Source organism: Stenotrophomonas sp. 17(2023) (assembly GCF_030345315.1).
Classification (GTDB): domain Bacteria; phylum Pseudomonadota; class Gammaproteobacteria; order Xanthomonadales; family Xanthomonadaceae; genus Stenotrophomonas; species Stenotrophomonas acidaminiphila.
In genome coordinates this window covers 2,861,189-2,888,092 of sequence record NZ_CP128405.1, presented here as the reverse complement: position 1 = coordinate 2,888,092, position 26,904 = coordinate 2,861,189, and the positions used below count along the sequence as shown (strand labels likewise).

Annotated in this window: 22 protein-coding genes; 3 read left to right on the top strand and 19 right to left on the bottom strand. The window is 70.1% G+C overall.

All coding sequences use genetic code 11. The features are described 5' to 3' along the window. Positions 1-83: 83 nt before the first annotated feature. The 3 genes from QQA12_RS13015 to ilvC are packed head-to-tail and all read right to left on the bottom strand — an operon-like array spanning position 84 to position 3,072. Positions 84-341, bottom strand: coding sequence for an ACT domain-containing protein (locus tag QQA12_RS13015; RefSeq protein WP_054667479.1), 258 nt, complete (start codon positions 339-341; stop codon positions 84-86). Beyond that, positions 325-2,052, bottom strand: coding sequence for an acetolactate synthase 2 catalytic subunit (gene ilvG, locus QQA12_RS13010; RefSeq protein ID WP_226049524.1), 1,728 nt, complete (start codon positions 2,050-2,052; stop codon positions 325-327). Before ilvG ends, QQA12_RS13015 begins: the two co-directional genes overlap by 17 nt. 45 nt (positions 2,053-2,097) lie before the next feature. After that, positions 2,098-3,072 carry a ketol-acid reductoisomerase gene (gene ilvC, locus QQA12_RS13005; protein WP_054667475.1) on the bottom strand — a complete coding sequence of 325 codons (975 nt, stop codon included), beginning with the start codon at positions 3,070-3,072 and terminating at the stop codon, positions 2,098-2,100. A gap of 91 nt (positions 3,073-3,163) precedes the next feature. Between ilvC and QQA12_RS13000 the strand changes: the two genes are divergently transcribed. Together QQA12_RS13000 and QQA12_RS12995 are read left to right on the top strand one after the other, a co-directional pair. Then, complete coding sequence (locus QQA12_RS13000; RefSeq protein ID WP_226049523.1) at positions 3,164-3,490, top strand: hypothetical protein; 327 nt, start codon at positions 3,164-3,166, stop codon at positions 3,488-3,490. A gap of 409 nt (positions 3,491-3,899) precedes the next feature. Then, positions 3,900-4,718, top strand: coding sequence for a BTAD domain-containing putative transcriptional regulator (locus tag QQA12_RS12995; protein ID WP_226049522.1), 819 nt, complete (start codon positions 3,900-3,902; stop codon positions 4,716-4,718). A gap of 195 nt (positions 4,719-4,913) precedes the next feature. Here the strand turns inward: QQA12_RS12995 and QQA12_RS12990 are convergent, their stop codons facing one another. From QQA12_RS12990 to QQA12_RS12920, 15 genes are read right to left on the bottom strand one after another with little or no spacing between them, the layout of a single operon-like run. Further along, a complete protein-coding gene (locus QQA12_RS12990) occupies positions 4,914-6,248 on the bottom strand; it encodes a type II secretion system protein (protein ID WP_233324916.1) in 1,335 nt (444 codons plus the stop codon). Next, a complete protein-coding gene (locus QQA12_RS12985) occupies positions 6,248-7,348 on the bottom strand; it encodes a prepilin-type N-terminal cleavage/methylation domain-containing protein (RefSeq protein WP_226049520.1) in 1,101 nt (366 codons plus the stop codon). The genes QQA12_RS12990 and QQA12_RS12985 overlap by 1 nt, the downstream gene beginning before the upstream one ends. Further along, a complete protein-coding gene (locus QQA12_RS12980) occupies positions 7,345-10,554 on the bottom strand; it encodes a hypothetical protein (protein ID WP_226049519.1) in 3,210 nt (1,069 codons plus the stop codon). The genes QQA12_RS12985 and QQA12_RS12980 overlap by 4 nt, the downstream gene beginning before the upstream one ends. Positions 10,555-10,610: 56 nt before the next feature. Further along, positions 10,611-11,363 carry a prepilin-type N-terminal cleavage/methylation domain-containing protein gene (locus QQA12_RS12975; protein ID WP_226049518.1) on the bottom strand — a complete coding sequence of 251 codons (753 nt, stop codon included), beginning with the start codon at positions 11,361-11,363 and terminating at the stop codon, positions 10,611-10,613. Between the two features lie 11 nt (positions 11,364-11,374). Further along, a complete protein-coding gene (locus QQA12_RS12970; RefSeq protein WP_226049517.1) occupies positions 11,375-12,631 on the bottom strand; it encodes a type II secretion system F family protein in 1,257 nt (418 codons plus the stop codon). Further along, complete coding sequence (locus tag QQA12_RS12965) at positions 12,628-14,334, bottom strand: GspE/PulE family protein (RefSeq protein ID WP_198421472.1); 1,707 nt, start codon at positions 14,332-14,334, stop codon at positions 12,628-12,630. The genes QQA12_RS12970 and QQA12_RS12965 overlap by 4 nt, the downstream gene beginning before the upstream one ends. After that, complete coding sequence (locus QQA12_RS12960) at positions 14,321-15,757, bottom strand: AAA family ATPase (RefSeq protein WP_226049516.1); 1,437 nt, start codon at positions 15,755-15,757, stop codon at positions 14,321-14,323. The genes QQA12_RS12965 and QQA12_RS12960 overlap by 14 nt, the downstream gene beginning before the upstream one ends. After that, entirely contained in the window at positions 15,754-16,704 is a 951-nt protein-coding gene (locus tag QQA12_RS12955) for a tetratricopeptide repeat protein (RefSeq protein ID WP_226049515.1), read from the bottom strand. The genes QQA12_RS12960 and QQA12_RS12955 overlap by 4 nt, the downstream gene beginning before the upstream one ends. Continuing rightward, a complete protein-coding gene (gene mshL, locus QQA12_RS12950) occupies positions 16,701-18,455 on the bottom strand; it encodes a pilus (MSHA type) biogenesis protein MshL (RefSeq protein WP_082394131.1) in 1,755 nt (584 codons plus the stop codon). The genes QQA12_RS12955 and mshL overlap by 4 nt, the downstream gene beginning before the upstream one ends. A 54-nt stretch (positions 18,456-18,509) precedes the next feature. Next, positions 18,510-19,298, bottom strand: a complete 789-nt coding sequence (locus tag QQA12_RS12945; protein ID WP_226049514.1) for a prepilin-type N-terminal cleavage/methylation domain-containing protein — start codon at positions 19,296-19,298, stop codon at positions 18,510-18,512. A 1-nt stretch (position 19,299) separates the two neighbouring features. Continuing rightward, positions 19,300-19,908, bottom strand: a complete 609-nt coding sequence (locus tag QQA12_RS12940; RefSeq protein ID WP_226049513.1) for a hypothetical protein — start codon at positions 19,906-19,908, stop codon at positions 19,300-19,302. Beyond that, positions 19,905-20,423: a hypothetical protein gene (locus QQA12_RS12935; protein WP_054667458.1), complete on the bottom strand. Its 519-nt coding sequence runs from the start codon at positions 20,421-20,423 to the stop codon at positions 19,905-19,907. Before QQA12_RS12935 ends, QQA12_RS12940 begins: the two co-directional genes overlap by 4 nt. Beyond that, on the bottom strand, positions 20,420-21,820 hold the full coding sequence (locus tag QQA12_RS12930) for a hypothetical protein (RefSeq protein WP_226049512.1): 1,401 nt from the start codon (positions 21,818-21,820) through the stop codon (positions 20,420-20,422). Before QQA12_RS12930 ends, QQA12_RS12935 begins: the two co-directional genes overlap by 4 nt. Further along, entirely contained in the window at positions 21,817-22,356 is a 540-nt protein-coding gene (locus tag QQA12_RS12925) for a hypothetical protein (RefSeq protein WP_054667455.1), read from the bottom strand. Before QQA12_RS12925 ends, QQA12_RS12930 begins: the two co-directional genes overlap by 4 nt. Positions 22,357-22,360: 4 nt before the next feature. Next, a complete protein-coding gene (locus QQA12_RS12920; RefSeq protein WP_054667453.1) occupies positions 22,361-23,185 on the bottom strand; it encodes a prepilin-type N-terminal cleavage/methylation domain-containing protein in 825 nt (274 codons plus the stop codon). Positions 23,186-23,456: 271 nt separating this feature from the next. Here QQA12_RS12920 and ggt point away from each other — a divergent pair, with 271 nt between their 5' ends. Beyond that, the gene (gene ggt / locus QQA12_RS12915; RefSeq protein WP_226049511.1) at positions 23,457-25,160 is read left to right on the top strand and encodes a gamma-glutamyltransferase; all 1,704 of its coding nucleotides are present in this window, start codon (positions 23,457-23,459) and stop codon (positions 25,158-25,160) included. Between the two features lie 33 nt (positions 25,161-25,193). Here the strand turns inward: ggt and QQA12_RS12910 are convergent, their stop codons facing one another. Beyond that, positions 25,194-26,768, bottom strand: coding sequence for a BCCT family transporter (locus QQA12_RS12910; protein WP_226049510.1), 1,575 nt, complete (start codon positions 26,766-26,768; stop codon positions 25,194-25,196). Positions 26,769-26,904: the final 136 nt, after the last annotated feature.

Below are 26,904 nucleotides of genomic sequence, written 5' to 3'. Positions count from 1 at the left end.
CGGGCGTCGAAGAAGACGCCTCCGCGCGCGGGCCCTGCCCCGGGCGGGACAGGGAGTGCGCCGTACGTCGCCTACGTCGGGATTCATGCCGCCACTCCGGCAGGTTCCAGCGGCACGATCCGCACCGATTCGCAGTCGTAGACCTTTTCCAGCTGCCGGCACAGGGTCTCCGGCGGGCGCTCGCCGCTGACTTCCAGCTGCACGTGCCAGCGGCCGGCGTCGGCGGGCTGGCGGCTGCCGGCGATGTTGCAGGGCGCGAAGCCCCGGCGCTCGACCATGCCCAGAACGCGCAGCAGCGCGCCTTCGGCGGGGGTCAGCACCAGGTCAAGCCGGTATTGCATTGGAACTCTCCTGCGTTGCCTTGGCATGGGCGGGGTTGCTTTCCAGCATGGTGCTGTTGGCGTTGTTGGGCGGCACCAATGGCCACACGTTGGCGCGCGCGTCGATGGCCACGTGCAGCAGCGCCGGGCCGGGAGTGTCGAGCAGCGCGGCCAGCGCGTCCTCGACGTCGGCGCGCTGGGTGATGCGCGTGGCCGGGATGCCGAACACCTGCGCCAGCGCGGCGAAGTCCGGGTTGTCGGACAGGTCGATCTCGCTGTAGCGCTCGGCGAAGAACAGTTCCTGCCACTGCCGCACCATGCCCAGCGAGGCGTTGTCCAGCAGCACGATCTTCACCGGCAGGCGGCAGCGGGCGATGGTCGCCAGCTCCTGCACGTTCATCATGAAACTGCCGTCGCCGGAGACCAGCACCACGGTGCGGTCCGGGCAGGCGAACTGCGCGCCCATCGCCGCCGGCAGGCCGAAGCCCATGGTGCCCAGTGCGCCGGAGGTCAGGTGGTTGCGCGGGTGGTTGAAGCGGCAGTGCTGGGCCACCCACATCTGGTGCTGGCCGACGTCGCAGGCGATGACGGTGTCCGGCGGCGCGATCTCGCTCAGCCGCTTGAGCAGCGCCGGGGCGTAGATGTCCTGGCCGGGGGCGTCGTAGCGCGCGGCGAACTTCTCGCGGTTGGCGGCGCAGCGTGCGCGCCAGCCGTTGCAGTTGCCGCGGATGCCGGACAAGGCGCGCAGGCCGGCCTTGAGGTCGCCGGGCAGGGCAATGTCGGCGCCGCGCAGCTTGTCGATCTCGTAGGCGTCGGCATCCAGGTGGATGACGCGCGCGAACGGCGCGAACTCGGCCAGCTTGCCGGTGGCGCGGTCGTCGAAGCGGGCGCCGACCACGATCAGCAGGTCCGATTCCTGCACCGCCATGTTGGCGGCGCGGGTGCCGTGCATGCCCAGCATGCCCAGGTACTGCGGGTGGTTGGCCGGCAGCGCGCCCAGCCCGCGCAGGGTCAGCACGGTGGGGATGCCGGAGGCCTCGACGAACCGGCGGAAATCCTCCACCGCGCCGCCCAGGGCGATGCCGCCGCCGCCGTAGACCACCGGCTTGTCGGCGGCGGCGATCATCTCCAGCGCCGCGGCCAGGCGCTGCGCGTCCGGCGCCGGCACCGGGTCGACCGTGGCCGGCACGTGCTCGGGCAGGTGCGAGGCGTCGGCCAGCTGCACGTCCTTGGGCAGGTCGATCAGCACCGGGCCCGGGCGGCCCTCGCGGGCCACGCGGAACGCCTCGGCCACCACCTGCGGCAGGTCGTCGACGCGGCGCACCAGCCAGCTGTGCTTGACGATGGGCAGGGTCATGCCGAACACGTCCAGCTCCTGGAACGCATCGGTGCCCAGCAGCGGCGTGCCGACCTGTCCGGTCAGGCACACCATCGGTACCGAGTCGAGCATCGCGTCGGCGATGCCGGTGACCAGGTTGGAGGCGCCGGGGCCGGAAGTGGCCACGCACACGCCGACCTTGCCGCTGGCGCGGGCATAACCGTTGGCGGCCAGCGCCGCGCCCTGCTCATGGCGCACCAGGATGTGCTTGAGGGTGGAATCCACCAATGCGTCGTAGAACGGCATGATGGTGCCGCCCGGGTAGCCGAACAGCGTCTGCACGCCTTCGGCCTCCAGGGCCTGCGTCAACCAGCGTGCGCCATTGCGTGGCGCGCCGTGGGCGGGAGTGTTCATGCAGCGACCTTGACCTTTGCTCTGTGCGGGTGGGGGACCGCGCGGTTACGCGTTCTGCGCCTGCAGCCAGACCATCTTGGCGCGCAGTTCCTTGCCGACCTTCTCGATCGGGTGCTCCAGGTCGGCCTGCTTGAACCGGTTGTAGTTCGGCAGCCCGGCTTCGTACTCGGCCACCCAGTTCTTGGTGAAGGTGCCGTTCTGGATGTCGGTGAGCACGTCCTTCATGCGTGCCTTGGTGCTGGCGTCGATCACCCGCGGGCCGCTGACGTAGTCGCCGTACTGCGCGGTCTCGGAGACGAATTCGAGCATCCGGGTGATGCCGCCTTCGTAGAACAGGTCGACGATCAGCTTCAGCTCGTGCAGCACTTCGTAGTAGGCGATCTCCGGCTGGTAACCGGCTTCGACCAGGGTCTCGAAGCCGGCCTGCACCAGCGCCGAGGCGCCGCCGCACAGCACCGCCTGCTCGCCGAACAGGTCGGTCTCGGTCTCTTCCTTGAAGGTGGTCTTGATGATGTTGGCGCGGGCGCCGCCCAGGCCGGCCGCATAGGCCAGCGCGAACTGCTCGGCCTTGCCGCTCCTGTCCTGGTAGACGGCGTAGATGCACGGCACGCCGCGGCCGATCTCGTACTCGCGGCGCACCAGCGCGCCCGGGCCCTTGGGGGCCACCAGCACCACGTCCAGGTCCTCGCGCGGGGCGATCATGCCGTAGTGCACGTTCAGGCCATGGGCGAACAGCAGGCAGGCGCCCTGCTTCATGTTCGGCGCCAGCACGTCCTCGTAGAGCTTCTTCTGCACCATGTCCGGGGTCAGCACGGCGACCAGGTCGGCGTCCTTGACCGCCTCGGCCGGGGTCCTGACCGCAAAGCCGTCGGCCTGGGCCTTGGCTTCGGTCGGGCCGCCCGGGCGCAGGCCCACGGTTACGTCGAAGCCCGATTCACGCAGGTTCAGGGCATGGGCGCGGCCTTGGCTGCCGTAACCGATGACGGCGATCTTGATCTGGGGCAGTTCGTTGGAGCTCATGGGACTCGGTTCCTTGCAGTGATAGAGGGAGCGCAAAAGAAAACGGCCGTCGCGTCAGGACGCGGCGGCCGCCGGGGGAGGGATCAGGGCCATGCACGCCGCAGCGGCGCGCATGGCGTCGCGGGTGCTGTGTTTGTGCGTGGCGGTATCGGTGGTGAACATGGTTTCAGTTGAAATGGATGCTGGAAACGAAAAACCCCGCACCGGGGTCGGCGCGGGGTCTTTGATCGAATCTGGCTTTTTCTGCTACGCGCCAGCTCGTCCCGCACCTGTGGGCTCGGTAATAAGCACGAGTACGAGCAGCGACGCCGCGGCGGTGGCCGGGGTGCGGGTCGGGTTGGCGGTGGTGTGGCGTTGCAGCATGGCTCGAGATAACCACGCCACTTTCCGTGTTGTCAAGCAGGTCGGCCAATCTTGATCGCGTGTCCGGCCGCGATCGCCGCAAACGGTTGTCGCGGCGGCATGGTTGCCGATGAAAGTTGTTTGCCGGCGATGCGCGACGCCGCCGCCAGCGGGCCGCTTGCGCGGATCGGGCACCGCTGCGCGGGTACGGGCTGTCGGGTCGTGCGCTCGCGTGGGGGCCGTTGCCGGTCCGGTCTGCACGGCGGTGGATCCGCACGCGGGCGCCATCGCGTCCGCCCATCGGTGCCGACAGCGAGCGAAAGCGAGTGATAGGAAGTGGACGCTTTTCACGGTTTTGTAAGTGAGGCCCGGAAAAACAGCGGGTCGCCAATCCGAAAGCTGGGGAACCACATGAACCGCCTTCTCGCCTGCCGTACGGGGAGTGGAAACCTGTGTCCATCGAACCGCACCCGGGGAACACTGCCATGAGCGCATGGCCGGGTGACGCACAGCCGCTGATCCGCCTGCTCGGGCAATGCCGCATCGGCGATGCCGGGCGCCTTGCCTACCGCAAGGGCTGGGCACTGCTGGCCTATCTGGCGATCGAGCGCCCGCGTATCCATCGTCGCAGCCGGATCGCGGCGATGCTGTGGCCCGACCTGGAGCAGGGGGCGGCGCTGACCAACCTGCGCCAGGTGCTGGCCGACCTGAACCGGGTGATCGTCGCGGCCGCGGGTGAAGGCGTGCTGCTGATCGACCGCGAGAACGTGCACCTGTGCCCGGAGGCGTCGCAGGGGTTGTTCGACATCGATCTGCTGGAACCGGTGCAGGGCATCGGCAACCGCGCGCGCGAGTGGCTGGAGGATGCCGGCGAACTGCTCGAAGGTGTTGCCCTGGAGCACTGCGACGAATTCTGCGAATGGCTGCCGGGTGCAAGGGCCTGGGCCCTGCAGCGCCTGCTCAAGGCACTGGAGCGGGCACGCGAGGACGCGGCCGCCTGCCAGGACCTGGACGTCGCTGTGAACCTGTGCCGCCGCCACGTGATGCTCGATCCCTGGAACGAATCGCAGCAGCGCAGCCTGATGCGCCTGTACGCGCAGCGCGGCGAGCCGGACATGGCGCTGCACTGCTACCAGACCCTGGCCCGCGGCCTGGAACAGGAGCTGGCGGTGAAACCGCAGACGGCGACCCACACCCTGGCCCTGGAGATCGCGCAGCGGCACGCGCACGCGGCCTCCCCGCGCGGCTATGGCCGCACCCGGCTGGCGCACGCGGCATGGCTGGACAAGGCGATGCGCGCGTGACCCAGGCGCCGGCGTACCGCTAGTCAGGACAGCGCCATTTGCCTTGCACCATGAAGCCGCCATCGCCGACCGATGGCGGCTTCTTCGTTCCGGGCCGTTGCCGCGCGCGGCGATGCGCAAGCGGCTGAGGCAGCAAGGCGGCGGGGGCTGCAGCGGGCCACCGCCCGTGTCGTCGCGGTGGCCGCCGCGCTGCGCTCAGGGGCCGGTGTACTGGAGGTTCTTCGCGGCGGTGCGCACGGTGTCGTCGGGGAATCCGCCGAGCATGTCGGCGCGCCGCGCATTGCTGACGATCTCCACTTCCAGGCGCCTGGCCTCGTCGGGGAAACGGGCGGCGAACTGGTCGCGGTACTGCCGCGACGTGGCGGCGTAGGTGCCTGCCGCGGCCAGCGCCGCACCGGCGGCGATGGTGCTGCCCACGGCGGTGCCGATGCTGCCGCCGGCAACGGCGACGCGCCAGTTCCAGCCGCCATAGGTCTCGAACATCTCGGCGATGGTGTCCAGGGTCTCGGAGGTGGTGTTGATCAGGTCGGCGGTCGCGTCGATGAGCGCCACCGAGGCGTTCATGGCTTCGGCCACGCCCAGCTCGACCATGATGTCCAGCTGGACCTCGTGGTTGACCATGGCCGGCGTGGTCAGGCGCGCGGCCATCGCCACATTGGCGTGTGCGTACAGCGCCGGGGCGTAGTGCTCGCCGCAGCGCAGGCGGCCCCACAACTGGTCGATGCCCACCGCCAGCACCTTGTCCTGGTAGTTGTCGGTGCCGCCGCCGGGGCGGCGCGGCGACTGGAACACCGGCGAGGTGGCGTCGTGCGCCGGGGCAAGCGGATTGACCACGGCCAGGGCATAGGCGACGTTGCCGGCGATCTGCGCCGGCGCCTGCTCGCGCCGGGTATGCACGTGTTCCATGCTGGCCGGCAGCATCGCCGCGTTGCGCAGGGCATCGCAGAAATCCATGCTGTTCAGGCTGTTGAGGCCGCTGTGCGGCAGGTTGGCGCAATCGACGACGCTGCAGTTGTCCCACGGCTGGATCTTGCTGAAGGGCACGAACCGCGGCGCGTTGATGGTCACCTGCAGCGGAACGGCCTGGTCCGCCACCTGGGCCAGGTCGGCGGGCAGGGCGGTATCGACGTCGGCCACGCGCTGTGCGGCAGTGCTCCAGCCGGCCAGCGACGCGCTGTCGCCGCTGCGGCGCAGTACGCCGTAGCGGATGTTGCCGGCGCGGGTGTCGGGCAGGCTCAGCGTGCGCCAGGGCAGGGTGCCGACTTCGCCCTGGGCGCAGTCCTCGCGGCCGTCGCTGAGCGGGCTGGCCGGGCAGGGCAGGCGCGCGTGGATGGTGGCGTAGCCCATCACCGCGTCGTCGGCGCGCTGCAGCAGGTCGCGCTGCGCCACCTGGCTGCGCTCATGCGCGGTGTCGCTCAGCCAGCGCGTGAGCAGGACGCCGATGATGCCGAGGATCACCAGGGCCACGGTCAGTTCGATCAGCGAGAAGCCGCGCTGGCGCGCGCGGGCGAAGGGGGCGGAAGTGGGCATCATGGGTTCAGTCCTGGGCGATCCAGGGTGAGGGCGGTGTCGCGGGCGTCCTGGTAGAGCGTGTCGACCCGGTTCATGAAGTTCCTGACCTGGTCGCGCCGGGTTTTGGCGTCCTCGACTGCGTCCTGGGCGTCCTTCAGGGCGATGGCCGCGCTGGCCAGGCTCTTGGCCGCCATGGCCATGGACACCACCGATTTGGCCAGCTGCTTGGCGCCGGCGGCCATGGTCAGGCCGTCCGGCGGCCAGCCCGAGGCCAGCAGGGTGAGGGCGATGGCCTCGTTGGTGATCGACTCGGCCATGGCATAGACCGCCAGCGCCAGGCTGACGGCGGCCTGGTCGCGGGTGGTTTCGGCGATGTGGATGTCGAACTCGCGGAACTCGAAGTTGAAGCGGGTCAGTTCCAGCGAACTCCAGGCCGATTGCGCGGCCTGAGCGCTGCCCTGGGCACGGGCCAGGCGATCGGTGCAGGACAGGCGGCTGGCCAGTTCACCCGGGCCGGCGGCGAGCGTGGCCAGGTCGGTGTCGGAGGGGGCGCCCGGCATGGCCTGCGCCGCCGGCTTCCATTGTGCGTCGGCGTCGGCGCGCCCATGCCCGGCCATGCCGGAGTGGCCCAGGTAATAGGCCACCGGCATGCCCAGCCCGGCCATCGGCGTGTTGCTGCGCTGTTCCAGCAGCAACTGCATGCACAGGTCCAGGCCATTGTTGTTGCCGGTGACCGCCAGCGGGTCGCCCGGCGGCAGCAGCGGGTCGAACGCATTGCCGGGAGGCAGCGCCAGCCGCGGCTGCACCTGGTAATGGATGCGCATGCGCGCCGGCAGCCCGAGTTCGGCCACCGGCAGCCAGCCTTCGGCGGCGCCGGTGGCGCGGCCGTTGCCGTCGCCGTCGGCCGAGGGCAGGTGGCCGGTGCTGCGCATGTAGCCCAGCAGCGCCTGTTCGGCCTGTGCCAGTTCCTGCTGCTGGCGTTCGGCATCGAGCACCTTGTTGCCGAGCGGCAACAGGGTGAACAGCAGGACGGTCAGCAGTGCGGCGATGGCCAGGGCCACGGCCAGCTCCACCAGGGTGAAGCCGGCGGCGGCCGCGCGGCGCGGAACGCGCCTCATGGCCGCACCAGCGGCTGCGGGCCGGCCGAGCCACGCGAATCGGCCCATTCCAGCGCCGGTTCGGCGCCGAACGCCATGGGGATCTCGTCGCCGCCACTGACGCTGCCGCTGCGCATATCCTCGTACTCCTGCTTCAGCTTCTCGTACTGGGCCTTGAGGTCCTCGTAGTGCTTCTTGGCATTGCTGGCGCCGAGCTTGGCGCGCTTCCAGTCCTCGAAGGCGCGGCTGTAGGGGTAGCGCTGGCAGTACAGGCCCATCTTGTAGGTGTCGCCCCAGGCGGTACTGCCGGGCCACCACCACTGGCTGCCGTTCCACTGCCGGCTGGTGAAATACGCGCAGGCTTTTTCCGGGAGCAGTTCGTACAGCTGCAGTGTCCCGAACAGCGGGACATTGGCCGGGCTGGTGATCAGCAGCGGCGGGCGGCTGCCGGCGTAGGGCTCGGGCGCGTAGAACGGCAGCCGGCGGTTGGCGGTGCAGGTGCTGTCCACTTCCACCCAGTTGTCCTGCCAGTAGCCGGCGGTCGGCGGAGTGGCGTTGGCGTCGCCGGGCACCCAGATCGGGTGGTTCTCGGACTTCTTGCAGGAATAGGTGTAGGTCTCGACGATCGGCGACTGCTTCCAGGCATAGCTGACCGGGTTGTCGTCCTTGTCGCGGGTGATCTCGATGGCCCACTGGAACCAGTTGTAGCTGGCGCTGGTGGGGTACGTCAGCCACGGCGCTTCCTTGCGGTTGATCCGCCCGTTGTAGGCGTCGCGCGCATTGTCCATGCCCTGCTGCAACCCGGACTGTTCGGCCTTGAGCTCGTTGATCCGGTCCTGCATGTTGGGCTTGCAGACCGCATCCGGCGTGGGGTCGCGCGGATAGGGCGGCGGCGACAGGGTTTCGACCCAGCCGTAGTTCTTTTCGGCATCGCTGCCGCTGCGGTCGGTGCACGCCGCGTCCCGGTAGCGGCCGGTGCCGGGGCTGACCGCCTTGCACTCGCGTACCGGCTCGGGCTTCTGGCAGGTCTCGATGTACAGCACCGTGAGCTGGGCGTTCTCGCACTTCTGCCGGGTCATGGCGGTCGCCGGGCTGGCGCCGCAATGCTGGCTGTCGTCACGCTGCGCCTTCATCTTCGACAGGATGGAGTTGCCGCCGTTGAACCAGCTGTTGAAGTTGTCCTCGCGCAGCTTGATCTCCTTGTCCAGCTCCTCCTTGCGCATGCGCAGGCTGGACCAGTCCTGGGCCAGGTTGCGCAGGGCGATGGCGTCGGTCACCGCCTGGTCCTGGTTGTAGACGTAGTCGGTGACTTCCACCCGGTCGCGGTCGCCCCTGGGGCGGGTGACGGTGATGGTCTTGGTGGCGTCGTTCGGGTCCGGCTCGGTGACGGTCTCGGTGCCGACATGGGTGCACGTGCCGCCATTGAGCACGTACTCGCCGGCATTGGCGCCGACGTAGCGGCACTCCACGCGGACCTGGGCCTTGCCGTAGCGGCAGTTCTTCCAGTCGCCGCTGCAGATCTGCAGGCGCGTGGCCTCCACGTCGATGCGCTCGACGATGCGGCCGTTCTCGCTCAGGTCGCCATTGGTGGCCACGCCCACGCCCCACGGCGCCAGCCGCCACGCTTCCAGCGCATCCACCTGCACCTGCAGGGTTTCCCAGTTCTTCCTGGCTTCGTCGGTTTCCTGTTCCAGGCCCTTGCGCGGGGCGCCGGCTTCGTACTCGGGCTCGTAGAGCGGGTTGCCGCTGCTGTCGTGCATGGGCTTGCCATCGGCATCGAGCCTGGGGATCAGGTTGCCGTTGGCGTCGCGCCGGTAGACGATGCGGTACTTGTCCTTGGGGTCGTCGCCGTCCTTCCAGTCCGGGTTGAGCTCGGTCTTGACCACGCCCTCGTCGTCGGCGCAGTTGCGCGCCCAGAGCGTGCATTCCAGTTGCCGGCGGGCTTCCTCAGGGTTGCTGACCGGCGGGATGACCGATTTCCTGGCCAGGTCGCGCGCCTTGATCGTGGCCGCCAGTGCCGCGGTGACCAGCGGCAGCGAGGCGGCCTTGGCCGCCAGGGTCACGCCCTTGGTGCCGAGACCGACGATGGAGGTCACCACGGCGGCGGTCTTGACCGGCACTTCGGCGCAGGTGGTCCCCAGCGATGCGATGCAGGTGACGATGGAACGGACCAGCGACACCGAGGAGGTGATCAGCGTGGTGATGTTGTCGGACAGGCTGACGGCGGTGGCCACCAGCTTGAAGATCACAGAGATCTGCGCCGCGACCGCCCCCTGCACCGCCGACTCGGTGGCGTCGATGTTGCTGGCCTGCAGCTCGCCCAGCGCATCGTGCAGGGTGACCGCGGCGGCCAGCACGTCCATGCCGGCCAGCGAGACGTTGTAGGGCGTGGCGGTGGCGGCCGCCGCGCCGGGCAGGCCCAGCGGCGTGGCATAGGCGCGGGCCAGCGGTGCCGGCGCGGTGCCGCCGAGCAGCCGGCACCCCAGCATCTGCCCGGCGCCATCGAAGGTGCGCACGCGCACGCGGTCGTCGTAGCCGCCGTCCCATTCCTGCCAGGGTGCGGCCATCTGCGCGCCACCGGCCGCGTTGGCGTCATCCAGGCGCGACGCGCCCGACTGCGGGCCGGCGGCGGCGATGCCATAGGCGACGTTCCAGGGCACGCCGGTGCTGCCGGCGCGCAGCGGATCGTGCGGCTGCACCTGCGCCAGCTCCAGCGTGCGGCACAGGTCCAGCCCGTTGATGGCGACAAAGCCGCGACGGCCGGTTTCCTTGCCGTCCTCGTCGCGCGAGATGATCTCGCGGACGCTGCCATCGGTCAGGGGCGGCTGGTAGGTATTGCCGGGCGCGGTGAGGTCCAGGTGCGCGGCGGCGTCGCCGCGATAGACCATGTAGGCCACCGGGCCGAAGCGCATGCCGTTGCCGGATGCGCCGAGCAGGGTGCGCGCGGGCAGCCAGCCCTTGGCGTTGCCGGACGCGCAGTTTTCCTCGCCGTTGGCGGTGTCGGCCGGGCATGGCAGGCGCGCGTTGGCCGCGGCGAAGGCGGCGATGGCCTCGTCCGCCCAGCGCAGTGCCTGCTCCTGGGCGACGGCCTGTGCCGGCGCGCGCTTGGATTGCCACAGCATGGCGCCGGCGGCCAGCGCGCTGCCTACCAGCAGCAGGATCAGCATGACCTGGAGCAGGCCGAAACCGGATTGCGTGGCGGTCGGGGCCGCGGGCGGCAGACGCATGGGCTGGTTCATGACGGATGTCCTGAATGGCCGTGGGGAAAGAGCGGAAGCGGGACTCACTGGTTCATCCGCAGGTAGCCGGTCATCACCTTGACCAGGCCGTCCTCGCGGCCGTCGCGGGTCTGGGTGTCGTCCTCGGTCCACGGCCGCGGTTGCGACGGGGTGCTGCTGCCGACGGCGACATTGCACAGGCTGCTGCCGCCGCTGTACTTCGGGATCGGCGCCTGTTCGCGCAGGCGGCCGAAGCAGGCGTCGATGCGGCCGTCGATGCGCGCGTCGAGCTGGTTGGCCAGTTCCGGGGTCAGGCCCTTGAGCACCATGATGTTGCGCACGCGCGGCTGGTAGCCGCCGGTGGGCGTGGGCTCGGACCAGTCGACGACGGTGTCGAAGCACACCTGCAGCTGCTGCGGGTTGCCCTGGCTGTCGCGATAGACGTAGAACGACTCCATGCCCTCGGCGCGCCCCTGCGGCAGCGCGACGCCGCGTTCGAGCATGGCCTTGCGCAGGGCGAAGTTGCCCGGGTCGTCGCACAGCTCGCGGCCGTTGCGGTCGAGCTGGCCGTTGATGCGCCCGCTGGGATTGGCCGGGGTGTCGCCGGGAACCACGCCGCTCTGCTGCACGTAGCGGTCGTAGGCGACGATCCAGCCCTGCACGAACTCGCTGCCGATGCGTTCGGCCTCGGCACTGCGGTAGACGTCGCGGCCGACGCTGACCGCGCCGATGATCAGCGCGATGATCACCAGCACCACCGACATCTCCATCAGGGTGAAGCCGGCTGCCGACGGAAGGGGACGGGTAGGACGGTGCATGACGGGGATCCTCAGAACTGCGGGGAAGCGATGGCCTGCTTGACCAGGTCGTAGACGGGCAGCAGCAGGGCGACGATCAGGAACACGAACATGCCGCCGGCCAGCAGCACGACCACCGGCTTGATGACTTCGGAGAGATTGGTGATCAGGCGCTGCAGGCGCAGGCTGTACTCGGCCGACAGGCGTGCGAACTGCGAATCGAGCGTGCCGGTTTCCTCGCCGACGCCGATCATGCGCACCATCATCGAAGGGAATCCGCCGACCTGGCGCATCGCCGCGGACACGCGGTCGCCGCGCTCGAGCACCTGGCGGATGGCGATGATGCGGTCGCGGTAGTACTCGTCGCGCATCGCCCGTTCCATCACCTGCAGGCTGCTGACCATGTCCACGCCGGCCCGGATCAGCAGCGCCATGTACTCGGTGAAGAACGCCAGCCCCGAGGAGTACATGATGGTCCTGGCAATGGGCAGCTTGTGCAGTGTGTAGTGCGCGGCGCGGCGGAAGCCGCGGCTGTAGCGCCAGGCCACCCACAGCACGAAGGCCGCCACCACCATGGCCACGGCGATGAAGCCGATGTGGCCGATCAGCCATTCCGATCCCTTCATCACCGCGATGGTCAGCGGCGGCAGCTTGGCGTTCATCTGCTTGAACAGGTCGGCCAGGTTGGGGATGACGTAATAGATCCAGAAGCCGCCGGCGGCGAAGATCGCCGAGAACACGAATGCCGGGTAGATCAGCGCCTGGCGGGTGTCGGCGGTCATCTTGGAGATGCGTTCGATGTGGTCGGCCGACTCCATCAGCATCTTGTCCATGGTGCCGGTCTCGTCGCCGATCATCAGCAGGTTGCGCACGGTCTCCGGGAACGCGTCCGGGTAGCGCGACACCGCGTCGCTGAGCGAGGCGCCGGCATCGAGCTCGTCCAGCAGCCGGCGCGCCAGCCTGGCGGCGTTGGAGGTGCGGCCACCGCCGACTTCGTTGGCGACCGCGCGCAGCGATTCCATGATCGGGATGCCGCTGGAGGTCATCACCGCCAGGTCGCGCAGCATGCCGGCCAGCTCCACCGAGCGGATGCTCGGCTTGACCAGCTGGGTGATGGTGCGCTGCGCCTCGGCCAGCCAGCCGGGGAAGCGGTACAGGGTGAGCACCACCGCGTCGAAGTTTTTTTCCAGCCACATCCGTGCCGACGAATCGTGTTCGACCGACAGCTGGGTGACGCCGGCACGCACGCGGCCGCTTGAGAGCAGCAGGCGGTAGTAGTAGACGTTCATGGCGCCGGCCCCACGCCGGCCACGCGCATCACTTCCTCGCTGGTGGTCTGGCCGGCGAGGACGCGCGCCCGGGCGACGTCCTCGATGCTGCGGAAGCCGGCGTTCATGGCCAGATTGCGCAGCGTCTCGCGGCTGACGTCGTCGGCGATGCCGTTGGCCAGCGCTTCGTCGACCAGCATGATGTCGTATACCGGCAGGCGGCCATGGAAGCCGCTGCCGCGACAGCGCTCGCAACCGGCGCCGCGCTTGCCGCAGCTGCCCGGCGGCAGGTCCAGCCATTCCAGTTCGCGTTCGCTGAAGGGCACGTCGTGGGTGCAGAACGGACAGTTCTGGCGGACCAGGCGCTGGTTGACCACGGCCAGCAGGTTGTCGGCGATGACCTGCGCCTCAAGGCCCAGCGGGCGCAGGCGCGGGACCACGCCGAACACGGTGGTCACGTGCAGGGTCGAGAGCACCAGGTGGCCGGTGGCCGCCGCTTCCAGCGCGGCCTGCGCGGTTTCGGCGTCGCGCATTTCGCCCAGCAGGATCACGTCCGGATCGTGGCGCAGGAAATGCCGCAGCGCCGAGCTGAACTCGTAACCGGCGCGACGGTTCACCTCGGTCTGGCCGGCACCGGGCACGCGGTACTCGATCGGGTCCTCGACGGTGAGCACGTTGCGCTCGATCAGCGACTGCATCCTGAGCGCGGCGTGCAGCGAGGAGCTCTTGCCCGAGCCGGTGGGGCCGGTGATCAGCACCAGCCCGGCCGGGCGCGCGAACAGGCGCTCGAGCACCGCCACGTCCTCGGCGAAGAAGCCCAGTTCCTCCAGCCCGGCCAGGTCGCTGTGCTCGGGCAGCAGGCGCATGACGGTGCGCTCGCCGGCATCGGTGATCAGGGTGGACACGCGCACGGTAACCGCCGAATCCAGCACCGTGGCGCGGAAGCTGCCGTCCTGCGGGCGGCGCTGTTCGGAGATGTCCATTTCCGCGGTCAGCTTGATGTAGCCGAGCAGGCGGTTGAGGGTCAGCGGCATGGCGAACATCGGCCGCAGCACGCCGTCGACGCGGAACAGCACGTGCAGGCTGTCGTCGGACGGCGCCAGGTGGATGTCGGTGGTGCGCTCGCGCACCGCGTAGTGCAGCAGGTAGTCCAGCAGCTTTTCCGGGCTGTAGGCATGGTCGTTGTCGGTCGACAGCCGCTTGATCTCGCGCTCGAGCAGGCTCTCGACCGGGTTCTGCGCGAAGTAGTAGGTGTGGCGGATCAGCCGCGCGACCTTGCCGTACTCGCCCTGCAGGAAGCGGCAGCGCAGGCCGCAACGCTGCAGTACCAGCTGCCCCACGGCCTGGGTGTCGGCGTCGCCGAGCAGCACCTCGAGCGCATCGCCGGAACGTCGCAGCGGCAGGAACTGGCGCAGCTGGCACAGCTCGCGGTTGAACATCGCCAGCACCTGCGGGTCGGCGTGCGCCAGGGTGTCCACCTGCACGTACTCGATGCCGTTCATCTCGGCCAGCACGCGCACGATGTCCGATTCGTTGGCCAGGCCGTGGCGGATCAGGATCCGCCCAAGGCGCTGCTTCTCGACCTCGTTCTTCTGCAGCGCGTACTGCAGCTGGGTGGCGTCGATCAGGCCGCGTTCGAGCAGGCGTTCGCCCAGGCGCGTGCCATCCCGCTGGACGGCGGGCGGGGACGCGGGGCGGGCGGGGGTGGGATCAACCGTTGCCATGGTGTTGCGTTTCCGGGGAAGTGGACGAGGCGGCGGCGGGGGCCGCCAGCAGGGTGTCGAACAGGAACAGGGTCGCCGGGTCGGGCGCGCCGCTGGCGGGCAGCCCGCTGCGTTGCTGGAAGTGCGCGATGGCCGCGCGCATCCGCGGCCCGTACAGGCCGTCGAGGGTGCCGGCGTACAGGCCTTCGGCATGCAGCAGCGCCTGCACCGCACGCACGCGCGCATGCTGGTCCTGCGCGGCAAGGAAATCCTCCGCGCGCAGCCGCGTGCGCCATCCCGCCTGCCAGCCGCCGGCCAGCTGGCGCAGGCACAGGCCGTCGCGCGTGGGCACCTGTGCCAGCCAGGTATCGGTGACCGCCTGCACCTGCACGTCGGCCTGGCCGAGGCGGCGCAGGCAGGCGTTCCAGTCGGCGTCATCGGCACGGGTGGACGGGCCGCTGGACTGCGCCGGCACGGGCGTGGGCGGCGTGTCCTCGGCGCGCGAGTCGGTGCCGCGCAGGGCCAGGAAAAGCACGGTGGCGGCGAGCGCCCCGGTGAGCGAGGCGGCGGTCGCCAGTGACGGCCTGGCACGCCGCAGGCGGCGGGCCAGGGGGCGGGCGCCGGCCTCGGCGGCGGCGGTGCGCACCAGTGCCGGATCGATCACCCGCGCATGCGCCGGCAACGCGTACAGGCCGTACAGGCAGCGGTCCATGATCTGGTGGATGCGCCGCGGGTTGCCGCCGCTGGCGCGGTGCAGCGCCTGCGCGGCATCGGCGCGCAGGCGGATGCCGGGGCTGGGGTTGCCGGCCGCATCCAGGCGGTAGTGCACGTAGCGCTGTACTTCGTCGGCGGCCAGGACGTCGAGCTGCACGTGCTTGCAGATGCGGCTGGTCAGCTGGCGGATGCCGGGTTGCTCCAGGTTGTCGCGCAGCTCCGGCTGCCCGGCCAGGACGATCTGCAGCAGCTTCTCCTGGCCAGTCTCCAGGTTGGTGAGCAGGCGCAGCAGCTCCAGGCTTTCCAGGGTCAGGTTCTGCGCGTCGTCGATCATCAGCACGCAGGTGACCTGCGCGCGCCATTGCTTGACCAGGAAGCGGTTGAGCGTGTCGATGTCCGCCGCCGGGGTGCCGCGCGCTTCCAGCCCGAAATCGCGCAGCACCGCGGCCAGCAGGTCCGGGCCCTGCAGGAAGGTGTTGAACACCAGCGAGGTGACCATGCCCTCGCCGCCGAGCGCGCCGAGCAGCCGGCGCAGGAAGGTGCTCTTGCCGGTGCCGATCTCGCCGGTCAGCAGCACGAATCCGGCGCGGGTGCGCAGGCAGTGCGCCGCTTCGACCCGTTCGGTCTCCAGCCGTGCGGTCTGGAACCACGCCGCCGCATCGGGCGTGGGTGGGAACGGCGCGCGTTCCAGTCCCAGCGTCTGCAGGTGGCGGGCGAGGGCCGGGTTCATGGCGCGGTGCTGCCCAGTTCGGCCAGCGCACGGGCGACCTGCGGTGAGCGCGGATGGCGCCCGGACAGCCGCACCAGCCGCGTGCGGGCGGCGTCGGCATCGCCGCGGCGGGCGTCGAGCAGGGCGATGTTGACGCCGGCATTGACGTCTTCGGGAACCCGCTCGGCGATCCTGCGGTACAGCGTTTCGGCCCGTGCGGTGTCGTTGCCGGCGTGCGCGACCCAGGCCTGCATGCGCAGCAGGGTCAGGCTTTCGGGCGCCAGCAGGCCATCCAGCCGCGCCAGCGCCTGGCGGGCGTTGGCCAGGTCGCCGCCGGCCATTGCGCGCTCGACGTCGGCCACGGCCTGTTCCACCGCGCGGCCGTCACGGCCACCATCGGCGGGTGCCGCGCCGTTGCGGCGTTCGACCTCGATGCGGATGGCGGGCGCGGTGCCTTCGCTGGCTGTGGCCATCGGCTGCGGCGCGGTGCGGGCGGGGGCCGGAGTGGCGGCGACCGGCACAGCAGCAACCGCCGTGCTGGCGGCGTGGGTGTCGGCCACGGGCGGTTCCTGCACGGCGATGGCGGGCGGCGCGGGATCCGGCGATTGCGCCGGCCGCGGCACCGCGGCACTCGCCGTTGCCGGCGCCGCGGCGGGTGCGCGGATCACGTCCGGCATGGAGGGCGGCGGCGCGCTGGCCGTCGTGGGAAGCGTGACGACGGGCGCGGTGGCGGGCAGTGCCGGGGCGGGCGCCTCGGCGGCGTGCGCCGGCGGTGCGCTGGTACCGCGCCCGCCGAGCCCAAGCAGCACCGCACCGGCCAGTACGAAGCCGCCCAGGCCGGCCGCCGCGAACAGCGCGGTGCCGCGCGCGCGCGGCGACTGCCGTGCCCACCAGGACGCGCGGGGCGCCGGGCGCACCGGCAGCGCCGGCCCGTCCTGTTCCCGCAGCGCGTCGTGGATCAGGCTCATATCACCTTCACCCGCAGCACCAGCACCAGTTCGCGGGTGCTCTGCTGCTTGGCGCGCGAGCCGAACAGCTTGCCGAAGGCCGGCACGTCGGACAGGCCGGGGATGCCGCTGTCGTTGAGGTTGGCTTTCTGGTCGATCAGGCCGCCGAGCAGCACGGTGTCGCCATCGCGCAGGTTGAGCGTGGTGGTGATGCCCTTGACGTTGACCACCGGCAGGGTGACGGCGTTGCCGTTGGGGAACTTCTGCAGTTCCAGGCTGCCGGGCACCACCTCGGTCTGCATCGGGTGCACCAGCAGTTCGACGCCGCCGTTGTCGTGCACGACCGGGGCCACGCCGATCACCACGCCGGAGAACAGCGAATCGGTCTGGATGTCGGTGGACTGGTTGTAGGCGCTGCCGCCACCGGTGTTGGAGAAGTTGCTGGTGGACTTGGTGACGTAGCGGATGTTGGAGCCCACGCTCAGGTAGGCCGGGCTGCCGTTGCGCACGCGCACGCTGGGGTTGGACAGCACCTTGACGTTGCCGAAGGTGCGCAGCGCGTTGAGCGCGGCCGAAAAGGTGTCCGTCAGGTAGCTGATGCCCAGCCCGCGCCCGGCCACCGAGCCCAGCGTCTGGTTGGGGAAGATGATGTTGCGGGCCTGGTCGCCATAGCGGCCATAGCGCTGGTACGGCAGCAGGTTGGGGTTTTCCGGGATGCCGAGGTCGGGATTGGCGGGCGTGCCGGGCATCGGCGCGATGGTGGCCGGGCTGTCGCCGTAGATGCCGGCAACGCGGTTGCGCAGCAGGTTCCAGTCCACGCCGTACTGGAAGTTGTCGTTGAGCGACACGTCCAGGATCTGCGCTTCGACCAGGACCTGGCGGCGCATCTTGCTGGTGGTGTGGCCAACCAGCTCCTCCACCGCGCGGATCTGCGACGGGCGGGCGCGGACGAACAGCGTGCCGGAACTGGGATCCAGGCTGTAGCGGCTCTTTTCCGGCGCCGGCGGCGCATCCGGTCCGCCGGCGGTGGTGGCCTGTTCGTCGCTGCCCAGGATCACCTTGATCGCGGCGTCCAGCTGCTTGTAGGGGTCGTTGTCCTTGCCGACGCTGCCGCTCATGGTGAGCGTGCCGCGCAGCGACTGGCCGCCGCCGCCGGCACTCTGGATGCCAGCGCCGAACACGTCGCCGCCGGTGGACAGGTCGAAGGAGGTGCTGGAGTTGAGCAGGTCGACGTTGAAGATGCGTTCGCGCATCTGCCCCACCACCAGCGCGCCGCCGCGGATCTCGCCGTGCAGGTCGAACGCGTCGAGGATGTGGTTGTAGACCTCGCGTGCGCTGACGTTGCGCAGGTGCAGGCTGGTGCGCTGGCGCTGCTCCAGCACCTGCGGGTCGACGATCAGGTTCATCTTCAGCTCGTCGGCCAGCGCCCACAGCAGCTGGCCGACGTCGGCGTTGAACATGCTGATGCTGACCACGGTGTTTTCCAGCGGGTCGTAGGCCGGCGCCACCGGCGCGACGGCGTCGGCCTGCTGCTGCAGGCGCTGCTCGACCTGTTCGCGCATGCGGTCCTGCTGGCTGGCGAGCTTCCTGGATTCCTCGACGATGGCGTTGCCGCTGCGTTCCAGCGCCTTGTACTCGGTCGGCGGGAGTTCCTGGACGCTGCGTGGCGGCATGTTGCTGCAGGCGGTCAGCGCCAACGCGCCGATCGCGCTGACGAGCGTTCTGACCGTGGGGCGGCGTGGGACGCGGGCGGTGCGGGCGTTGGGATTCATCGGTTCTGTACCTTGGAAGGATGCGGTGGAAGGCAGAGGGAAGGGCATCGGCGGTCAGCGCGTGGTGGCCATCAGCCAGCCGAGCAGGGCGGTGGCGCTTTCGGCGACGACGAGATCGTCGTAGCGCTCATCGCCGGGGTAGTCGGGAGGGGTGACGCAGGTGCCGTTGCCCTGGGCGAAAGCGCGGTTGTTGGCGCCATCGAAAGCGGCATCGCCACTGCCGCCGTCGCGCGCGCCGACCGGGGCCACCAGCACGAAGGCGGGGTTGACCATGCGCGTGCCGGTACCACCGCCGGCGCACTGCGTGGGCGTGCCGCCACTGATGTAGTGCGGCTGGCTGGGCAGCGGGGCGATGGTGTTGGCGGCGACGATGCGCGACAGCGCCGAGCCGAAGCCGCCGGCGTACTCCAGGTCGGGCTGGTCGGCCGATTCGCGTACCGGTACCACCAGGTCGGTGCTGGCGGTCCCGCGATGCACGCCATAACGCAGGCGTTCGCCGCGTACCGGAACGTCCAGCCCGAGGCTGGCATAGGGCAGCCAGCCGACATTGCCGTTGGCGCTGCAGGTGCCGTTGCTGCCCTCGAAGCCGGTGTCGCCGGTGCTCGACTGGTCGGGGCAGGGCAGCCGCTTGTTGCGCAGCGCGAAGGCGTGCAGCGCCTGCCGTGCGATCTCCGCATGGGCGCGGGCGGCATTGTGGCGGCGTGCCTGGCCGAGATTGTCGAAGGCTGACAGCGCGGTCATGGTCAGCAGCCCGAGCACGCTGACGACCACCGCCAGCTCCACCAGCGAAAAGCCGCTGCGGGTGCCGGGGCCGAGCCGTGCGGGGCGGTGGCGTGGCTGCATGTCACTGCGCCCGGCCCGGTGCCGCGGGCAGGTTGGCCGGCGCCACGTCGTAGCGCAGCTGGCCCTGCATCTGCTGCAGTTCGGCCAGGATGGCGGCATTGCGCTGGCGCTGCTCCGGGCTGTCCGGCTTCTGCGTGGACTCGGCCAGCTCCACGGCCAGGGCCTGCGCGCGCTTGGCGATCAGCAGGTTGTTGCGCAGTGCGTCCAGGCGCACGTCCGCGGGCGCCTTGCCGGATTTCTCCAGCTGGTCGAGCTGGGCCAGCAGGTCGTCGGCCATGCGCATGTTGTTGCCGGACTTCAGGCGGATGTCGGCCAGCGAGCGGTGGATGTCCGTGGCCGTGGCGGCGGCAGGCGGCGACGCGGTGGCCGTGGCGCGTTGTATGGCGGTGCCGGCGGCCGCGGGTTCTTCGGCCTGCATCCACGGCGGCGTGTCCGCACCCGCTTGCGCGGCCTGCCGTTCGGCGGCGGCCGGTTGGGCTTGTGCCGCGGCCGCCACCGTGGCGGCGGGCGCGGCGTCGCCGCCAAAATGCCGCACCGCCAGGATCGCCAGGGTGCCGCCGGCGATCAGGCCTGCACCCCACAGCAGGGGCTTCCTGTAGCGGGCGTTCATCGACGTTCCCCCGTGCCGTTGCCATAGGGCGAGGGCACCGGCAGCGTGGCCAGCTCGCCGGCGGCGTTGCGGATGCGCACCCAGTCCGGGCCGATGGCGTCCACGCGCGCACCGCTGGCCAGCCGCGAGCCGCGCTGCACGCGCTGGCCGTCGATGACCGCACTGGGGCGGCCATTGGTGATCAGCACCAGCGAGACGGCGTGCGCGACGGCCGTTTCCGCACCGCCAGCGAGGGCGGACGACGGGCCGCCTTCGCTGGCGGGCGGCGTGGCCAGCGGCAGGGCCAGCAGGGGCTGGCCGTCGCCGATGGGGGCGCTGCGGCGCAGCCGTTCGACCTGCGCCTGCATCTTCTGGTTGTGGGCGATGGCGCCGCGCAGTTCCACCATGGCGGCGGTTTCGTCGGCATCGTTGCCCAGCTGCAGCACGGCGGGCTTGACCACGACCATCGTCGCCAGCCAGCCGGTGACCGCCAGCCAGACCACGAGCGCGAAGGCGGCGATGAACTTGATCTTCATGGACGGACCTCTGCCGCCGGAACCGACGGGCGCTTGAGCAGGTAGGAGAAGAAGCCACCGGCCGAACGGGTGTTCATGCCACCGCCCTGCGGGTCGACGGGCTGCGGGTCGAACCCGGCCCGGCGCAGGCCTTCGACGAAGGCCGGGACCTGCATTCCCGGCGTGCCGCGCCAGGGATCGGCCACGCCGTCCACGCGCAGCGTGTAGTCGCCCGGCGGCGGGGTGGGTGCGGCCGGCATGCCGGGATTGCGCGGTGCGACTGGCGGCTCTTCCAGCTTCACCCGCAGGATGCGCACCTGCCCGGCGGCGGCATCGCGCACCTGGGCCAGGCTGGCGCTGGGATCGGCGCCGTCATGCAGGCGCGTGGCGCGTTCGATGAACGCCTGCACGCTGGCGAAGCCCTCGGGCATGGCCTGCTGCGCCTGCATCGCGGCGATGCGTTGCTCGATCGCCTCGATCTCGGTCCCCACCTGGTCGGCACGGGCGCTGGCCTCGCTGCCGGTCAGTGCCCAGCGGGCGCCCAGCGCGGCGAGGATCAGGGTGAACACCAGCGACGCGGCACTGGCTATCGGCAACAGCAACTCGGCGCTCCAGGCCAGGCGGCTGGATGCCGGGTTGATGGCGATGCCCGGCCGGGCCTGGGACTGGATCCAGCCGATGCCGCTGCGGTATTCGTTGCCATGCTCGTCGCGCACCACGCGCAGCGGCACGCTGTCGACCCGCAGGCCGCTGCGCACGGCAAAGACCTCGCGCAGTGCGTCGTCGCTCCAAGGCTGGCCTTCGTCCGGGCGCGGCACCAGTACCGGGCACCATTGCAGGGCCAGCGGCTCCAGGCTGTCCTCGCCGTTGCCGAGGTCCTCGGCGAACTGCTCGGCGAGCGCGCCGACGGTCATCGCCATGTCCGACGGGTCTTCGCTGTAGGCCAGCGCGGTGCGGTAGATCATGTCGTGCTTGAGCACGGCCAGCACGCTGACCTGGCGACCCGACTGCAGTACCAGCCCCACGCCCGGCTTGAGCGACTTGAACAGCAGCGAGGTGAAGGGAATCAGCAGGCAATGGTCCGGCTGCGCCTCGGCCCAGGCATACGTCTGCTGCCACAGGTCCAGCGGGACCGCGGTGAACAGGGTCTGGTAGCCGGCGCCGATGCTGCGCGTGCGGTGGATCAGGATCTTGCTTTCGCCGTCGATCATGCCGTCCGAACGCAGCCGTCGTTCGATCAGGGCCACCGCATGCGCGGGGCTGCCTTCGAGCGAAATGACGTTGCTGACCGCATTCTCGAAATCACTGACCACCACCGCAGCGCCGGCCAGCCGCGGGCGGCCCTCGCTGCGGGTGACGGTGGCGCCGTCGAACAGCAGCCAGTGGCCCTGTTGCTGGATGACGTGGAGCAGGCTCATGGCAGGGGATTCCCGTGGGTGCCGGCGTCGTCGGCGGTCTGGAACAGCAGGCTGCCGCGCAGGGTCAGCGACAGCGGCGCGGGCCGGCGGTCGAGGCTGCCGGGCGGGTCGAACAGCCCCTCGTCCGGATGGGTGACGGCGATCTCGAAGGATTCGGCGCCGAACAGGTGGTCGGGCGAGCGCTGCACGGTGGCCAGCAGCGGCAGCGCTTCCTCGCGGTGCATCTGGCTCTGGCGCAGGTTGATCAGGCGTTCGCCCCATGCGCCCGGCACCAGGCCGTTGGCCTGGGCGCTGGCCAGCAGCTGGCGCGCGGAGTTGGCGTGCTCCACGCGCAGCCGCGTCTCCTGTTCGCGCACCTTGGCCTCGGACAACAACTGGTTGCGGTCGCCCAGGCGCTGGTAGGCGTCGGCCAGGGCCGAGCGTTCCTTGATGAACCACACCGCCGCCACCACCAGCGAAGCCAGGGTGGCGGCGAACAGCAGCAGCGAGGTGCGGCGCGAGTGGCGCAGGCGTGCGAGCAGGGAGGGCCGGCGCATCGGCTTACTGGTTCATCTTGTAGCTGGCGACGACGGTCATGACCTGGTCGTCGTCGGTGCCGGTGCCGAAGGTCTGGCCGTCGGTGACGGCCGAGGACATCGAACCGGTGTTGTTGCCGCCCCATTCGGCGCCGATGGCGTTGGCCGAGGTCGCGCCGCCGGACGCGGTGGCGGTACGGGCCTGGATGCCGACCTGGCGGAAGGCGCCGTTGCTGGCGTCGGGCTTGCCGTCGATCATCTGGTCCAGCGCGCGCGCCAGGTCCGGGGTCAGCCCGGTGATGATCATCGAGTTGCCCGAGCCCCACAGCGTGCCGGGCCGGTTCCAGCCGAAGCACACGCGGATTTCCTGCGGGTTGCCGTTGGTGTCCAGGTAGGCGTAGCGGTCTTCCTTGCCCTCGCCGCGGCCTGGCGGCAGGGTGATGCCGGCCTTGCGCACCAGGTCACGCAGGTCGAAGCCGGTGTCGCCCTCGCGGGTGCGGGTCAGGCCGTTGCTGGTCGGCAGCGCATCGGTGCCGGAGCAGATCAGCGCCGGTTCGGTGGCGTTCTGGCTCATGTCGCCGCCGGAGAAGCCGGTGAAGTGGCTGCCATTGACCATCAGCTGCGGCGCGGACTGGTTGTCGCCGATCGGCGCGCCGTAGCGCTGGTGGTAGCTGTTGTAGGTGACCACCCACTGGTCGACGAACTTCTGCTTGATGCGGGTGTACTCGGCGTTGCGCTGCACGTCGCGGCCGATCATGACCGCGCCGATGATCACGCCGATGATGACCAGCACCACGGCCATCTCGACGAGGGTGAAGCCGCCCTGGCGGCGCTGGGAAGACATTTGCATTGGATTGCCCCTTTGATGGAAACCTGCGCTGCCCACCGGTGCAGCGGGCACCGGCAGGCGTGTGTTGTTTCGGGGCAACGTGATAGGGCACCGACGTAAGAGGAACGTAAGAGCACCGCGCCGGTCATCCTGCGTGCAGCGGCGGATGCTGTACCCGCGCCGCGCGGGGCGCGATGCCTGGATGTGGACACGGTGGCGTATGGGGTGGCACATGCGCAGGCAGCGGTGGCCCGGTTATCGTCGGCATCCGTCCTGGTTGCCGGTTCCGCCGATGAAACGCTTGCCGCTGTTGCTGCTGTCCTGTCTTGCCATTCCTGCCCTGCATGCCGCCGACCGCATCACCGGGCCGGGCTTTGCCACCCGTTCGGAAGTGATCGCGCCGCATGCGATGGCCGCGACTTCGCAGCCGCTGGCCACGCAGATCGCGCTGGACGTGATGAAATCCGGCGGCTCGGCGGTGGACGCGGCGATCGCCGCCAACGCCGCGCTCGGCCTGATGGAGCCGACCGGCAACGGCATCGGTGGCGACCTGTTCGCCATCGTGTGGGACCCCAAGACGCAGAAGCTGCATGGCTACAACGGCTCGGGCCGCTCGCCGAAGTCGCTCACCCTGGCCGAGTTCCAGCGCCGCGGGCTCAAGGAGATCCCGGCCACCGGGCCGCTGCCGGTGTCGGTGCCGGGTGCGGTCGATGGCTGGTTCGCGCTGCACGCGCGCTTCGGACGCAAACCAATGGCCGACAACCTGGCTCCGGCCATCCGCTATGCGCGCGACGGCCACCCGGTGGCCGAGGTGATCGCGTACTACTGGGACCGCTCGGTGCCGCGCCTGTCGCATTACCCCGGCTTCAAGGAACAGTTCACCGTCGACGGCCGGGCGCCGCGCAAGGGCGAGCTGTGGCGCAACCCGAACCTTGCCGACACCCTGCAGAAGATCGCCGACGGCGGCCGCGACGCGTTCTACAAGGGCGAAATCGCCCGCACCATCGACGCCTATTTCAAGGCCAACGGCGGTTTCCTTTCCTATGAGGACATGGCCGGCCACCATGGCGAATGGGTCGAGCCGGTGAGCAGCAATTACCGCGGCTACGACGTGTGGGAACTGCCGCCCAACAGCCAGGGCATCGCCGCGCTGCAGATCCTCAACATCCTGGAAGGCTACGACTTCACGAAGATCCCGTTCGGCTCGCCCGAGCACGTGCACCTGTTCGTCGAGGCCAAGAAGCTGGCGTTCGCCGATCGCGCGCGCTTCTACGCCGATCCGGCATTCTCGCCGGCGCCGGTAGAGCGGCTGGTGTCCAAGGACTATGCCGCCCGGCGGCGCGCGCTGATCTCGATGGACTCGGCGCTGAAGGAGGCGCAACCGGGTACGCCGAAGCAACTGGAGGAGGGCGACACCATCTACATGACCGTGGCCGATGCCGACGGCATGATGGTCTCGCTGATCCAGTCCAACTACCGCGGCATGGGCAGCGGCATGGCGCCGCCGGGGCTGGGCTTCATCCTGCAGGACCGCGGCGAGATGTTCGTGCTGCAGGACAACCATCCCAACGGCTATGCGCCGGGCAAGCGTCCGTTCCAGACCATCATCCCGGCCTTCATCACCCGCGACGGCAAGCCGTTCGCCAGCTTCGGCGTGATGGGCGGGGCGATGCAGCCGCAGGGCCATGCGCAGATCGTGATGAACCTGGTGGACTTCGGCATGAACCTGCAGGAAGCCGGCGACGCGCCGCGCATCCAGCACGAGGGTTCCACCGAGCCGACCGGGCAGGGCACGGCGATGCGCGATGGCGGCGAGGTCAACCTGGAGACCGGGTTTCCCTACGAGACCATCCGCGCGCTGATGCGCAAGGGCCACCGCGTGGTGTTCGCCGATGGCCCGTACGGTGGCTACCAGGCGATCATGCGCGACCCGGTGACCGGCGTGTACTACGGTGCGTCGGAAAGCCGCAAGGACGGCCAGGCGGCGGGCTACTGAGGCGCCCGCCGCGCGCGTCGCCGGGGCAGGGCGTCAGTCGTGCTCCGGTGCCCGCGCCGCGGTGCGGGCGTCGTCCTGCGCGGCCATCTCGCGTTCGATCCAGGCCTGCACGGCATGCCGCGCGCGCTGCGCGCGGCGCCGCTCGAGCTGGTATTCCAGGTCCAGCACGCGGTACAGGCAGACCATCACCACCACCATCAGCAGCGCGAACGGCAGGGCGGCAATCGTGATCATGCCCTGCAGCGCGTCCAGCCCGCCGGCCAGCAGCAGGACCGCGGCGATCAGCGCCACGGCCACGCCCCATACCGCCTTGCGCGCCGGCGGCGGGTCGCCGGCCTCGTCGGTGGACATGCTGGCCAGCACCAGCACCGCCGAGTCGGCCGAGGTGACGAAGAAGATCACCAGCAGCACCAGCGCCACCGCCGACAACAGCACGCCGCCGGGCAGGCTGTCGAACAGCGCGAACAGTACCGTCTCGTAGCCGTTGCCCAGCGCCTGCAGCAGGTCGGCATGGCCGGTGAGCTGCGCCCACAGCGCGCTGCCGCCGAACACCGAGAACCACAGGAAGCCGAGCAGTGTCGGCGCCAGCACCACGCCGACCACGAACTCGCGCACGCTGCGCCCACGCGACACGCGGGCGATGAACGCGCCCACGAACGGCGCCCACGCGATCCACCAGGCCCAGTAGAAGATCGTCCAGTCGGCCACCCAGGTGCTGCCGGAGAACGGCGACATGCGCAGGCTCATCGTCACAAGCTGGTTGAGGTAGGCGCCGAGCGTGGTGGTGAAGGTGTCGAAGATGAAGCCGCTCGGGCCCAGCACCAGCACCGCGGCCAGCAGCAGTGCCGCCAGCAGCAGGTTGCAGTTGGACAACCACTTGATGCCGCGGTCCACGCCGCTCAGGGTCGAGGCCATGTACAGCACGAAGGCGGTGGCGATGATGACCAGCTGCACGGTAACGCTGGCGGTGATGCCGAACACGCGCTGCAGGCCGGCGGCGATCTGGATGGTGCCGAAGCCCAGCGTGGTGGCCACGCCGATCGCGGTGGCCACGACCGCGGCGATGTTGACCGCGTGGCCGATGGCGCCGCGGTGATGGCGGCCGATCAGCGGCTGCAGCATGTCGCTGACCAGGCCGCGGCCGTTGCGGTTGTACTGGAACCAGGCCATCGCCAGCCCGATCAGCGCGTAGATCGCCCATGGGTGCAGGCCCCAGTGGAAGAATGCGTAGCGCATCGCCGCACGCGCCGCGTCCACGCTCTGCGGCGCCAGCCCCTCGGGCGGCGTGGCGAAATGCGAGATCGGCTCGGCCGCGCCCCAGAACACCAGGCCGATGCCCATGCCGGTGGCGAACAGCATCGCCAGCCAGCTGGCGCGGGAGAAGTCCGGTTCGGCGTCCTCGCCACCGATGCGCAGGTTGCCGAAGCGGCCGAACGCCAGATACAGCAGGAAGCTCAACGTCAGGAACACGATCAGCAGGTACAGCCAGCCGACGCTGCGCACGACCTCGGCCAGCGCGGTCTGCACCACGTCGTTGAACGGGCCGGGAGCGATGCCGGCCAGCAGCACCAGTACGGCGACCAGCGCGATGGAAACACGAAACACCATGGAGGAGCTTCTCCGATCTGGGGATGGGGGAGCGAGCCAGGGCTTGCAGCGGAACCGGCCACGAACAGGCGCGGAAGAGGCGGTGCCGGCATGGCGGCACGGGGCTGCATGAATGCGGCAGCGGCGCATCCTACTG

Bases quoted from the DNA above. Each gene is read 5' to 3' on its own strand.
- QQA12_RS13015 (WP_054667479.1), bottom strand. From the start codon at position 341: ATGCAATACCGGCTTGACCTGGTGCTGACCCCCGCCGAAGGCGCGCTG.
- ilvG (WP_226049524.1), bottom strand. From the start codon at position 2,052: ATGAACACTCCCGCCCACGGCGCGCCACGCAATGGCGCACGCTGGTTG.
- ilvC (WP_054667475.1), bottom strand. From the start codon at position 3,072: ATGAGCTCCAACGAACTGCCCCAGATCAAGATCGCCGTCATCGGTTAC.
- QQA12_RS13000 (WP_226049523.1), top strand. From the start codon at position 3,164: ATGCACGCCGCAGCGGCGCGCATGGCGTCGCGGGTGCTGTGTTTGTGC.
- QQA12_RS12995 (WP_226049522.1), top strand. From the start codon at position 3,900: ATGAGCGCATGGCCGGGTGACGCACAGCCGCTGATCCGCCTGCTCGGG.
- QQA12_RS12990 (WP_233324916.1), bottom strand. From the start codon at position 6,248: ATGCCCACTTCCGCCCCCTTCGCCCGCGCGCGCCAGCGCGGCTTCTCG.
- QQA12_RS12985 (WP_226049520.1), bottom strand. From the start codon at position 7,348: ATGAGGCGCGTTCCGCGCCGCGCGGCCGCCGCCGGCTTCACCCTGGTG.
- QQA12_RS12980 (WP_226049519.1), bottom strand. From the start codon at position 10,554: ATGCGTCTGCCGCCCGCGGCCCCGACCGCCACGCAATCCGGTTTCGGC.
- QQA12_RS12975 (WP_226049518.1), bottom strand. From the start codon at position 11,363: ATGCACCGTCCTACCCGTCCCCTTCCGTCGGCAGCCGGCTTCACCCTG.
- QQA12_RS12970 (WP_226049517.1), bottom strand. From the start codon at position 12,631: ATGAACGTCTACTACTACCGCCTGCTGCTCTCAAGCGGCCGCGTGCGT.
- QQA12_RS12965 (WP_198421472.1), bottom strand. From the start codon at position 14,334: ATGGCAACGGTTGATCCCACCCCCGCCCGCCCCGCGTCCCCGCCCGCC.
- QQA12_RS12960 (WP_226049516.1), bottom strand. From the start codon at position 15,757: ATGAACCCGGCCCTCGCCCGCCACCTGCAGACGCTGGGACTGGAACGC.
- QQA12_RS12955 (WP_226049515.1), bottom strand. From the start codon at position 16,704: ATGAGCCTGATCCACGACGCGCTGCGGGAACAGGACGGGCCGGCGCTG.
- mshL (WP_082394131.1), bottom strand. From the start codon at position 18,455: ATGAATCCCAACGCCCGCACCGCCCGCGTCCCACGCCGCCCCACGGTC.
- QQA12_RS12945 (WP_226049514.1), bottom strand. From the start codon at position 19,298: ATGCAGCCACGCCACCGCCCCGCACGGCTCGGCCCCGGCACCCGCAGC.
- QQA12_RS12940 (WP_226049513.1), bottom strand. From the start codon at position 19,908: ATGAACGCCCGCTACAGGAAGCCCCTGCTGTGGGGTGCAGGCCTGATC.
- QQA12_RS12935 (WP_054667458.1), bottom strand. From the start codon at position 20,423: ATGAAGATCAAGTTCATCGCCGCCTTCGCGCTCGTGGTCTGGCTGGCG.
- QQA12_RS12930 (WP_226049512.1), bottom strand. From the start codon at position 21,820: ATGAGCCTGCTCCACGTCATCCAGCAACAGGGCCACTGGCTGCTGTTC.
- QQA12_RS12925 (WP_054667455.1), bottom strand. From the start codon at position 22,356: ATGCGCCGGCCCTCCCTGCTCGCACGCCTGCGCCACTCGCGCCGCACC.
- QQA12_RS12920 (WP_054667453.1), bottom strand. From the start codon at position 23,185: ATGCAAATGTCTTCCCAGCGCCGCCAGGGCGGCTTCACCCTCGTCGAG.
- ggt (WP_226049511.1), top strand. From the start codon at position 23,457: ATGAAACGCTTGCCGCTGTTGCTGCTGTCCTGTCTTGCCATTCCTGCC.
- QQA12_RS12910 (WP_226049510.1), bottom strand. From the start codon at position 26,768: ATGGTGTTTCGTGTTTCCATCGCGCTGGTCGCCGTACTGGTGCTGCTG.